Here is an 11,379-nt window from a genome sequence, read left to right on the forward strand (position 1 = left end):
TTTAACAATGTATGAAGTTTGGTATCAGTAAACGTGTTGTGAGTCAAGCAGATCGTGCTGTCAACAAAATGCTATTATGTGTGGTATCGCTTTCGCGTGGCTGTACTGAACCATGTAATTATAGTTCATTTGATCTTATCTTCTCTGTTTGACCCCCACAAGTGAGTGTCAGTAACATGATATCTCATATGAGAGCTCGAAATGCTATATAGCCTTTCGAGCTCTCATATGAGGTACTCATGGGCATAGGCCTCCGTGGCCTCCGTGGGCATACCTCACCACGCTTGAGAACCGCTATAGCAATCCTAAATCATTATCAAGACTATGAGACAATTATATGCAATACTTGATTGTGACCATAAAAAAATGAATAACTTACAACTGCCACAAAAAGATAGGGAAAAAGAAATAGCCCAATTAGAATCTTTCATTAAAAGCGATATCGATGCCAGAGAACTAAAACGAGCAATAGCTGATCCGATGGCGCTCTCAGGTAATATCTACCATGAAATCAGCAAGATATGGCGTGTAAGTAAATTTTTTAGTGGTTATTGGAAAAAACAATTTAAAACCCAAGGCATCGCCGGAATCAACCTAGGACATAAAGGGTCAAAAGGGTATTTAACAGCTCGACAAAATACTGACGTAATCGAGTGGTTAAAGAATAAACAATATTAGAATTTAGATGAGCTGGTTACTTATTTAGCTCCCGGGTAAACGCATCTAAATTAATTTGACAAAAAAGTGAATTTGTGCATTACTAAATCACTAAAAAAACATTCTTAAAATTCTTAATTTTCACCCGACTTGATCACATTAAATCAGAACCTTAAGATTTTCTGAAGTTCTTAAAGCCGGATAATTTTCCTTCTTAGATAGGTGTTAGATTGCGAGTATTAACTGGCAGAGTTTAAAGTTTGAACTAAATAATTATTGTCCATTGCCGCTCGATACCGTTTCATTTTTAGACTTTGTGCCGGAAGTTTTCTCTTGTTTCAGTAAATTTATTGCTAGCCTCCGATTGAAGTGCAAGATTTTCGGGAGAGTTCTGTTTCCGAATCCGGCTTTCATCTTCACAAAATGTAACATAGAGTGTCCAATGTAAGCTATTTTCAATGCCCAAATGATTGCAGATCGCCCCAGCAATTTTTTCAGCATGACTGCTTAAACTACTAAGCGTAAAAACTAGCTTCTGTCGTGGTTTTATTCCACAGCCGTCGTTCACTAACTATCATGACAACTGTTTTTAATCCCGTCCATAATTCTTGATTGTGCAGAGGTGGTAACTCGGATACATCAACAGTCCACACTTGTCTTTTTTCCACTCCATGATGTCCCGGTTCTACTTGCTCATGCCGGATTGTAGTCTCTGCCTAAATAATCTTATTTCTTAGGTACTTCAAACCACTCTTTCACAGCTTGGTAGAGGAGTTTTTGATTCCCTTTTAAAGCTAAAACATAATCTCCTTTTTTCTTGATAATCAGAGATGTTATGTCTTTTTGACATCAAGCGAGCATCTATGGTTATTACGCTTCCGGCAATTTCTAACATTTCTATTAATGCCGGAATTGCTGTCAGCTCGTTAGATTTTTTATCGACTTTTTTTGCTAAAAATAATTGATGAAATGAACACCACGCAGTGACTATATGTAGCGCTTTTTGCTGGTTATTTCGGTCATAAGATTGTTTCATCGTTTTGCCATAAATGGCAATCACGTTTAGTTATAATTCCCCGAATATCGCATTTACCCAACTCAAAAAACATTCTTGAAACTGCTGCGGTTCAATTCGGGCAAATACCCGACTAAATGTGTCAGGAGATGGTATACCATTCGGTAATTCTAGAAAGCTTTTTAACCATTCATATTTGGCATTACCATAGTCTTCTATTGCCACCCATCCGTCGGCACCGCTGAGGACAGCTAGAATCGCAATTGATCTAAGATCTTTAAGTAAGTGTTCTTTACTTCTTTCTATTCTTGGGTCTTTCACGGAAAGCAAAAGGGGAGCATCTCACCTTTGCAGCCCTCCGCTAGAAATTGGAGTTTTGAGGCAGGAGGCAGGAGGCAGGAGGCAGAAGGAAAGAGGCAGAAGGAAAGAGGCAGAAGGAAAGAGGCAGAAGGAAAGAAGAAGAAGGAAGGAGCCAGAAGGAGGAATGAGCCAGAAGAAGTATTTTTACAAATATGAGATGCTCCCAGCAAAAGGCTCTAAAAAACTGGTATTTAAAAGATTCTTTTAAGGCAATGAATCTTTTGGTTTTTGTTGCGAAGTTACAGCTTTACTAAAACCTCTTGCCATTGATAGCACCACTAAACTACAAGAAACTACCTAGAAAATTAGTCGGATATAACTGTAGCATCTTTGGGGTTAAAGTTAAGATGCGTTTACCCTGGCAATCAATACCCCCACTTTGCTTTAATGGTGCAGCAAGTTTTTGAGTTTGAAGGAGTTTTGAACCCGACGGAATTGGCGGCTCCTGCTTTCGCGGCGGCGGCGATTGGAGGCAGAATTTTGGGCAACGGAATGACTGCTGATAGTCTATGGGTTTGCTTGGCCACATTGATTACGCCAAACCATCCTTTCTGTGGCCACCGTATTCAAGATGCTGCTAAGTCTGCGGATTTTGTGCCTCTGTATGCCGAAACTAAGGGTCAAACTATTCACGGCTGGGATTTGCTGAATTGTTGTCTGAGTGCGGGGGATGTTTTGTATTTGACGATGCCTGCGAATCGGTTGGATCAACTGTGGAGAACGACCTCTGAACTAATTAAAACTTAATGGTTTGACGCGGGAATTTATATTGCCTATCGCTCAATTGCAACTACAAACCTGATAAAATGGGCTCTGTCTAGTAAATAAGACTTACCACTAATCCTCTGAAATCCGGTTTCTTAGGGCAACTTCTAGTATAAATAACCAACAGAGTCTCAATTAGTTGCGATATAGAATGAGAAAATTTTTAGCATTATGTGTGTTTGGTCTGATAATGGCGATCGCCTCTGTAGCTGTCGCCGCTCAACCTTTGTTCGTCGCTTATCCTCCCGCTAACCACAAAACTACAGCCGATCGCATCTTTTTAATCGGTACAGCGCCCGCACCGGGACAAGTTTTAGTAAATGGCAACCAAATTTCGCGCACCGCAGTCGGCCATTTCGCCCCGACTTTTCCGCTGCAACTCGGCGAAAATGTCTTTACCTTGCGTTACGAAAATCAGGAAGTCAAAATTAAGGTGACGCGCGAGTCTAATCAGCCGGTAGCCCCTGTAGGATTGGCTTTTGCTAAAGATTCTCTGACGCCGAAAGTCGATGTCGCGAGTTTGCCGGGGGAATATATTTGCTTTGGGGCGATCGCACCTGCCAATGCTCAAGTTTCAGTAAAATTGGCGGGCGTTACTATTCCTTTAAAAGCGCGATCGCAAGTGGAACTACCCGACAACAAATCTGTATTATTAGGTGAAAACTCCCCGATCAAAAAAGGCGGCAGCCAACAGTATCAAGGCTGCGGTAAAACCCCTGAGAACGCCATCTCATCTAAGGGAGAAAAAGTTGATTTAGGCCTACCCTCGTTTGAGCTAACAATGAACGAGCGAACTATCAGCCAACAAGGTACTGGCAAGATTTCTATTCTGTCTCCGGCGGATTTAGAAATAGCAGAAGTAACGGCAGAACCGGGCGTTGCCCGAACCGGAGCGAGTACAGATTTTTCTCGGATGACACCGCTGCCGAAGGGAACGCGAGCAACAATTATCGGGCGCGAAGGAGAATGGCTCAGACTCGATTACGGTGCTTGGATTAAAGCATCGGAAGTGCGAATTGTCAAGGATACAGTGCCTCCGCGATCGATTATTCGCAGCGCCAGCTCGCGTCAAGTTTCCGGCTGGACAGAGGTGTTATTTCCCTTAGAAACACCCGTCCCAGTCACCGTGCAGGAAGGAGAACGCACTTTCACTTTAACCCTGTACAATACTACCGCTCAAACTGACATTATTCGCCTCTCTGATGACCCAGTAATTTTGCGTTTGGAATGGCAACAAATCGCGCCACAGCAAGTACAATATACTTTTAATCTCAAATCTGCCCAGCAGTGGGGCTATAAATTGAGATACGAGGGCACAACTTTAGTGCTGTCTTTAAAAAACCCGCCCGCGAATACAAGCATGACACCTGTGTCGCAAGCAAAGCCGCTGTCGGGAATTAAGATTCTCATCGATGCGGGACACGGCGGGCCGGAAGATGGAGGTGCTGTGAGCCCAGTGGGAATTAGGGAAAAAACAGTAGCTTTAACGGTGTCGAAATTGGTGCAAGAGGAATTGGTAAATCGGGGCGCGAATGTGCTAATGACGCGGGTAGAAGATGTCGATTTGGATTTGCCGCCAAGGGTGGAAATGATTCAAAAAGAAGAACCTGCGATCGCAATTTCAATTCACTACAATGCTTTGCCGGATAACGGCGACGCCATTAATACTAAAGGCGTCGGCGCTTTCTGGTTTCACCCGCAAGCGCACAGTTTGGCAATGTTTTTGCACAATTATTTAGTTGCCAATTTGAACCGTCCGAGCTATGGTGTATTCTGGAACAACTTAGCCATGACTCGTCCTGCCGTTACTCCATCTGTTTTAATGGAATTGGGATTTATGATCAATCCCGAAGAGTTTGAATGGATTGTGAATCCGACAGAACAGAAGAAGTTAGCCGAGGCGATCGCCCAAGGTGTTACCGAATGGTTTGCCTCTGTCAAATAACAGTTAGTAGTAATACCAATTTTTTATGAGGCCCCGTAGAATCCGATCCCCCCTAGCCAAGGGCGGGCACGGGGGCACCGCCCCTACTAAGGGGGGGACAAGATTCCGATCAAAGTCAACCCCTACTCCCCTTCTTAAGGGGGATGCGAGGGGGATCGAGATATGTGCAACTTCACATTAAATTGGTATAAGGACTGAAGTCCTTATCAAAAAAATCATAGTCAGGACTCCAGCTCGGTCAATCCAAGGAAATGAAATAATGCTAATTTTTACTCAATCCAAAGCCTTTTTCATTGCAGCCGTCGTTGCAAGTTTTAGCTTCTCACTTTACAGCTTTCCTGTTTTCGGCAAGCAGCAAAGTCTTGCTCCAGAAAAAGCAGAAGCTTTAAAAAAGCAAACTCAATGCTCGTTTATTACAGGTGAAGGTGGCGCTGTTAACCTTCGCAAAGGCCCAGGCAATCAGTACCCGGTTGTAGCTAAATTAAAAAGGGGAGACGGAGTGAGGGCTGTCAGCAGACAAGGTAAGTGGGTGAAAATTGCGGCCAGGTTTTCAGGTAATCCTCCTAATGAAACTTTTACACTCCTTGACGGTTGGGTGAGCAATCAATTTATTAATGGCTGTTCCGAAGACCAATTTGAGATGTGGCGGAAATAGGGAATTTCCTAGGGGCGGGTTTTACAGACAATATATGACGAGTACAAACAATCTATATAAACCCGCCCCCACACCACCAATAACCTACATGAACCTTGATTTCGATCGCAGTAGAAAAACATAGATGGGGATTTACCGTTGGGTGGGGGCGGGTTTACTAGATTGTCGATTATTGACAATTATTGTCGGTGAAACCCGCCCCTACGATCGGCGGTTGAAACCGCAACTACACTTGCCTTGCTTCGGCGCAACGCGAGACTTTAAAAAAGGAGATTTAAAACCGGATGTCATGTAAAAAAAGACGATCGCCCTGATTCATTCTTGCATTCTCAACCAGCTAAACACCTGTTCGGCGGTGATATTCAGGGGAATCATTTCGGGCACAGGAACGACATCGCTACCTTCGCAGAATTGCGGTTGTTGGTTGGGCAAAAACGCTAAAATCGATCGATCGTCTGGATCGATTAGCCATCCCAACTGACAATTATGTTGCAGACAGTGAATGATTTTTTTAGTTACGCGATTTGAGCTTTGTTGTGGCGAGAGAATTTCTATCGCCCAATACGGTGCAATTAGCACATCATCCAACGGTTCACCGCTCTCATCAAATTCAATTTGTTCCCACAATAGTACCGCAATATCTGGAACAATCGATCGACCGCCAAACGTACACCGCAACTCTGGAAAGGCATAAGCTATCTTGGGAGTTTGCGTCACCTGATTAATTTCGTTGCAGGTTCTTAATTGCAATAGACTGTGCTTTGTTTTCGGCATAGGTTTTTGGATAATCTCGCCCTCAATGTATTCGCTAGCCGGTTTAGTTTCTGGCAGTTTCAGAAATTGTTCAAGAGTAAGGCGCTCAGTTGCGATCGTCATAAATAAATTCCTCAATGCTACCTATCTTCAGTGTAATCCAAAAAATATTTATCTTGCATAAAAATGGTGTAATATCGCCTAATTTTGCAGAACAATCTGCTGTTTAAACTCAAACAAATTAGGATTAGTAGGGTCATAAAAAGCCCGCAACCAATGCACGTTTGGAGAACCAAAAGTTTCAACTCTAGTAAAATTTTTCATTCTCGGTAGTTGAGTCTCATCGGTAAAATAGGGTAAAGGTTTATCGATGCGGAAATAGTGAGTATCGCCGTGGACGAATACAACCTGCCCTGGGAAATTGCCTGTTTCTGTTTCCAGAGTTGCGATAAAATCGTTGTAACCGCTTCTTCTTTTGTCCGTCGGATCGAATTCAAATCCCGGATTGGCCTGTGCAACTAACACAATTCCTTTGCTGTTGCTGCGTTTGGCTAAAGCAAAACATTCTTTGATCCAGGCTAAGTTAGCCCAATTGCGATCGGCATATTCTGCATCTGCTTCGGGAGTGCGGCCAAAATTGTTGTTGCTTCCGGGCATATTAATCGCCAAAAACACAACGCCATGATAAATCCAGCGAACATTTTCGCGGAATTTAGTAAACTGCGGGTTTTCGCTTTGACGGGTGAGAGTTAAGGTGCGCTTTCCCAAACTTTGATTACCGTTGCTAAATATTTCCCGCAGTTTAGCGAGTCTTTCTACTGGATCGTAACTGCCGTTTTTTGAACGGTGGCAATCCGTCCATTCATTGTCACCATAAGCTAGAATAAACGGCATCTCAAAATTGTCAAATAACTGCTTGCGGCTGACAAAAGTTGCATCATCGCACACACTAGAACCGTTTTTAATGTCACCGTCGTGGACTACAAACGCTGCGGGCGATCGATTGATATCTGCAATCAAACTCGGAAATTGTGCTTCCTGTTCGGCACTGTAGGGCAAATCGCCAATCAAGGCAAATTCAAAAGGTCTATCGCCGGAAGTTTGAGCGTAAGTCAAAACACCAAAAGCTGTAATTGATACAAAAACAATAAAGGCAATAATTAGATAGTTTTTTTTCATTTTTTGATTCGTAACTAAATTAGTTATGATACCATATAAGCCGACAAATAACTCTCAAAAATCATGGATTTTCGTCGGTTGCTCTCGCTAATTGCCATGCTTTCGATCGCAGGCTGCAATATCCAAACGCCACAAACCAACACACAGCCTACAGAAAGTCGATCGCCAATTGCAGCCCCTGTTCCCGCCAAACCAAAGTCTGAAATCAAAGAAGCAAAACTAATTGCTGTCGGCGACATCATGATGCACAGTACCCAAACGCGATCGGGCTACGACGCAAAAAATAAAACATACAATTTTGACACTTTCTTCGCACCAGTTAAAAGTATCCTGTCAACAGGCGATTGGGTGATCGGAAATCTCGAAACACCTTTAGCGGGCGAAGATGCGGGCGGATATACGGGATATCCGCTATTTAACGCACCGGCTCAATTAGCGGATGCGGCTAAAAAAGCTGGATTTAATATCTTGACAACTGCGAACAATCATGCTTTAGACCGTGGAGAAAAAGGGGTAATTAGGACGATCGCCAATCTGAGCGATCGCAAAATTGCCTCAACAGGAACAGCCACATCAGCCGCCGCAGCCGATCGCACTTTAATCAGCACCAAAAACAACATTTCATTAGCCAAGCTAGCCTACACCTACGGCACAAACGGCATTCCCATACCCAAAGGCAAAGATTACTTAGTTTCCCTAATCGACGAAAAAAAGATAGTCAAAGACATTGCCAAAGCCCGCAAACAAGGAGCAGATATTATCGCAATTTCCCTGCATTTTGGCGACGAATATCAGCGACAGCCAAACACCCAACAAAAACAATTAGTGGAAAACCTATTAAAAGCCGGTGCAGACATCATTCTCGGCAGCCATCCCCACGTCGTCCAACCTTACAAAATTTTTAACTTCCCCGGCAAAAATGGGAAAACCCGCAAAGCTGTAGCAATTTATTCAATGGGAAACTTCATTTCCGGTCAGAATAAAAAATATACAGACTTAGGCGTGATTTTCCAAGTAAATCTTCGCAAAACATTGCCAGAAAAAACCACAGAAATTACCAGCATCAAAACCTTTCCGACTTGGGTACACCGCTATACTTTGAACAATAAAACGAACTATCGAGTTTTGCCCTTAGAAACAACTGTCAGCCAGAAAAAAGATGCACTACTAGCAACTTCACAGTATCCTGTTTTATCAAAATATTTGCAGGATATGAACAATCATCTTAACTCTTTGAATAGTCCGAAAAAATCCAAATAATTTGGGATTGAGAATGGGAAATTGGGCATGGGTGAGTGGAATTGGAGGCGTAGCCGAGCGATTTGTATTCCCAGGCAGTGCCCATTGCTAAGGTAACAGCTTAAGCTAGGAAAGCAATCATGTATCCAACGCAAGAGGGTGTAGTGGAGTAGAGCGACTTTTCTTTTTGTGATTATATTCTTCCCATACTCCAAGATAATCTGATGGTTGATATCTGCCGAATATCTCAGCGAAAATGTTAGGCAATTTTCGATAAGGAGAAACACCCAGATCTTTAAGCATGATGTCAATATATTGTTGGAAGCGAGTGTTGGTCGCACAGGATCGCGAAGGTTCAAATTGAATATTTGCGCGTTTCCACTGGCGGATATATTCAATACTTTTTTCCATATTTTCGCTGGAAGGTAACTCAAGTTCACCACGCAAGTAAGCACACAGCCATTGTGTGGCGATCTCGACTGCTGGCACGTGCATATATCCATGATTGAACCCAGCAAAGGCAATGCCCGGAATGCGAGGATGAAGCAAGTGGCGATATAACTGCACGCCATCGGGTTCGGTTTCCAACATTTTTCGATATTTATCAGGCAAAAATGGAAAAATCGGCGTTTGCGAACCCAAAGATAGAACGACTAAATCGCATGGAATCTCGCAACCATTTTTCAACTTTACTGCTTCTGGCGAAAAACCCGATAATTCTGCACGGTGGGGCGAGATTTTTCCTTCTGCAATAAACGGATAGTAATTTTCAGGCGCAACCGCTGTGGCTGAACGTAAATCAGGCAATAGTTTGTGGTCTGGTTGTACAGCTTTGATGCGGCGCTGGGCCTCTTGACCTTTTCCAGAAACATTTCGCTGAACTTGAAAGCGGAAGATGGATGCAATCAAATCCCAAAAAGCTGAAACAATGAAGCCAAGGCGATTGTGCAGGAAACGTTCAATGGCGGTTGGATGCGCCCAACTTGTCATCATCACTGTTCCAAAGCGGCTGAATAATGCGTAGGTAAAATGTACGCCCAAAATCCATTCGGGGATAAGCCAGCGCGGTGTACGAAATACATGATTTACTTGTGCGCCTTGTTTTGCTGCGAAAGTCGCCATGTCTAAGGCGCTTTTTCCGAAGCCAACGATTACAACTCGTTGATTATCAAATATATCAAGCGTGTGGACATCCCGTTCAGTGATGATTTTCCCGCCGAAATCTTCGATACCTGGAAATTCAGGTTGATACTTTCCTTCTGTATATTGCCCAACTGAGATAACGACGTATCCAAATAATTCTTCGTGAACGCCCTCCTGGTTTTTATATCTTAATAGCCAGCCATCTTCTGTTTCTTTTAGTTCGATAACTTCGTGATTTAACCGCACATCAAGCTTTAGATGGTTGACCGCTTGCACCCAATAATTCAGGATTTGTTCTCCGGTGGGATGTAAATCAGGGCTGAATGGCCAGGGAAAATCTGATAAATGATACTGTTCCCTGATATTTTGCAGGTGTACGTTTGGGTATGCAACTGCCCATACTCCGCCCATCTTTTCGGCTTTCTCGAAAACAACTGCTTGGAAACCATTTTTCTTTAGAATGTTGGCTGTCGTAATGCCTGATATTCCCGCGCCAATAATGGCAATTGGCATACCGTTTTTGTATTGCATATATTTGAGTCTCCTGATTGGGTAGGGTTATTAGAGTAATTCTCGTGACGGAGTGACAAAAAACCGGACAGCCTTGCACTGATAAGAGTTTAAATCGATCGCTCTCACAAAGACAGAAGCGTTGTCACCCCCTCAGATCCGCGACCTTAACCCCACCTGCTGATAGTAGCTTAGTTGGTTATAGACGCTTCGGGGAGAGGAATTCTTGCAGTCTGGCTGCTACAGGCTCAGTTGAGGCAAGCTGGCACATTCCGATCGCCCCAAGGATGTAACTAATAACTAATAACTAATAACTGCTTAATTAACCAAGCGATCGCCCCTTCCACATCAGCAACCTGCTCAACATCAGGAATCTGCGGGCGCTACACCATCACCACCAGAATTCCCAGTTCTCTAGTCGCAACAACTTTAGCATAAGTAGCAGCTCGCCCGCGGTTTTTACTAACCATTGTATAATATGATATTCTCATAGTAATTGCCGCTCGTCTAGCATCGGAATAGTAAAATCCAGTCAAAGTCAATAATCACGGATGGTGCAACCGGACGCGATTGGATTCATCTGCGTTAATCTGTGTTTATCTGCCATCATCTGCGGTTAAAAAAAGAGAATGTATTAACCGCCCCGGACAAGGTATTGACGCCCATTTACGCAGAAGTCGAGAAGAGAGATAGGAATAATTCCGATGCTAACAGATTTGATATTACCCGCAAGTAGGACACCGCAGTGCCGTTTCCCTACAATTAACCGGGCAATCGTTATATCCGATCGCGCGATCGCCCAGAACTCCGCAAGATTCGGATGAATTTCTTCTGTATAATTCTCACAGTGAGTACCAACTATTTTTGACGCTAAAACAGGAGCGTCGAAAGTAAATTTTTCCCTCAATTTGAGTACAAGTTTCTACCTTGACTCCAGGCAAGTCTAATCGATAGTCTAAATTAGGGCTTGCTGAATCAGTGAGAAAAGTAAACAGTGTATGGGTTTTCCGACCAACAAAGTAGTAAGGGTGCAAGAAAAACAGGTATAATCAGTCAAAACCCGTGCATCACCACCTGCGAGCGTGTATAGAAAAGCTGAGCTTGCCCCAAGCCCCCCATCCGACTTTGAACTCCCCTTTGAAGGAAGATTGTCAGAAG

The 11,379-nt window shown here is 43.4% G+C and carries 10 protein-coding genes and 2 pseudogenes; 7 read left to right on the forward strand and 5 right to left on the reverse strand.

Annotated features, from left to right (window positions below; translation table 11 throughout):
• The first annotated feature begins 366 nt into the window (after nt 1-366).
• Nucleotides 367-678, forward strand: a complete 312-nt coding sequence (locus QUB12_RS30730) for a hypothetical protein (RefSeq protein WP_333146094.1) — start codon at nt 367-369, stop codon at nt 676-678.
• A 494-nt stretch (nt 679-1,172) separates the two neighbouring features.
• Here the strand turns inward: QUB12_RS30730 and QUB12_RS30735 are convergent, their stop codons facing one another.
• Nucleotides 1,173-1,325, reverse strand: coding sequence for a hypothetical protein (locus QUB12_RS30735; RefSeq protein ID WP_333146092.1), 153 nt, complete (start codon nt 1,323-1,325; stop codon nt 1,173-1,175).
• A 74-nt stretch (nt 1,326-1,399) separates the two neighbouring features.
• Nucleotides 1,400-1,993, reverse strand: a pseudogene (locus QUB12_RS30740) (ISAs1 family transposase).
• A 27-nt stretch (nt 1,994-2,020) separates the two neighbouring features.
• Between QUB12_RS30740 and QUB12_RS30745 the strand changes: the two are divergent.
• The 5 genes and pseudogenes from QUB12_RS30745 (at nt 2,021) to QUB12_RS30765 (ending at nt 5,692) form a co-directional block, all read left to right on the forward strand.
• The gene (locus tag QUB12_RS30745) at nt 2,021-2,188 is read left to right on the forward strand and encodes a hypothetical protein (RefSeq protein WP_333146090.1); all 168 of its coding nucleotides are present in this window, start codon (nt 2,021-2,023) and stop codon (nt 2,186-2,188) included.
• 201 nt (nt 2,189-2,389) lie between these two features.
• Nucleotides 2,390-2,779, forward strand: a pseudogene (locus QUB12_RS30750) (potassium channel protein); the annotation flags it as partial.
• A 169-nt stretch (nt 2,780-2,948) separates the two neighbouring features.
• A complete protein-coding gene (locus QUB12_RS30755) occupies nt 2,949-4,742 on the forward strand; it encodes an N-acetylmuramoyl-L-alanine amidase (RefSeq protein ID WP_333146088.1) in 1,794 nt (597 codons plus the stop codon).
• 259 nt (nt 4,743-5,001) lie between these two features.
• Nucleotides 5,002-5,397: an SH3 domain-containing protein gene (locus tag QUB12_RS30760; RefSeq protein ID WP_333309937.1), complete on the forward strand. Its 396-nt coding sequence runs from the start codon at nt 5,002-5,004 to the stop codon at nt 5,395-5,397.
• 124 nt (nt 5,398-5,521) lie between these two features.
• On the forward strand, nt 5,522-5,692 hold the full coding sequence (locus tag QUB12_RS30765; protein WP_333290700.1) for a hypothetical protein: 171 nt from the start codon (nt 5,522-5,524) through the stop codon (nt 5,690-5,692).
• 20 nt (nt 5,693-5,712) lie between these two features.
• Here the strand turns inward: QUB12_RS30765 and QUB12_RS30770 are convergent, their stop codons facing one another.
• Complete coding sequence (locus tag QUB12_RS30770) at nt 5,713-6,273, reverse strand: Uma2 family endonuclease (protein ID WP_333146080.1); 561 nt, start codon at nt 6,271-6,273, stop codon at nt 5,713-5,715.
• Between the two features lie 78 nt (nt 6,274-6,351).
• On the reverse strand, nt 6,352-7,329 hold the full coding sequence (locus QUB12_RS30775; RefSeq protein ID WP_333309940.1) for a hypothetical protein: 978 nt from the start codon (nt 7,327-7,329) through the stop codon (nt 6,352-6,354).
• A gap of 63 nt (nt 7,330-7,392) precedes the next feature.
• On the opposite strand from QUB12_RS30775, the gene QUB12_RS30780 reads away from it, so the two are divergent.
• Nucleotides 7,393-8,589 (forward strand): CapA family protein, encoded by a 1,197-nt coding sequence (locus QUB12_RS30780; RefSeq protein ID WP_333309942.1) that lies wholly within the window; start codon nt 7,393-7,395, stop codon nt 8,587-8,589.
• Between the two features lie 117 nt (nt 8,590-8,706).
• Here QUB12_RS30780 and QUB12_RS30785 read toward each other — a convergent pair whose 3' ends face one another.
• The gene (locus tag QUB12_RS30785) at nt 8,707-10,242 is read right to left on the reverse strand and encodes an NAD(P)/FAD-dependent oxidoreductase (protein ID WP_333146074.1); all 1,536 of its coding nucleotides are present in this window, start codon (nt 10,240-10,242) and stop codon (nt 8,707-8,709) included.
• Nucleotides 10,243-11,379: the final 1,137 nt, after the last annotated feature.

This window comes from Microcoleus sp. B7-D4, from assembly GCF_036705125.1.
In the GTDB taxonomy this organism is placed as follows: domain Bacteria; phylum Cyanobacteriota; class Cyanobacteriia; order Cyanobacteriales; family Microcoleaceae; genus Microcoleus.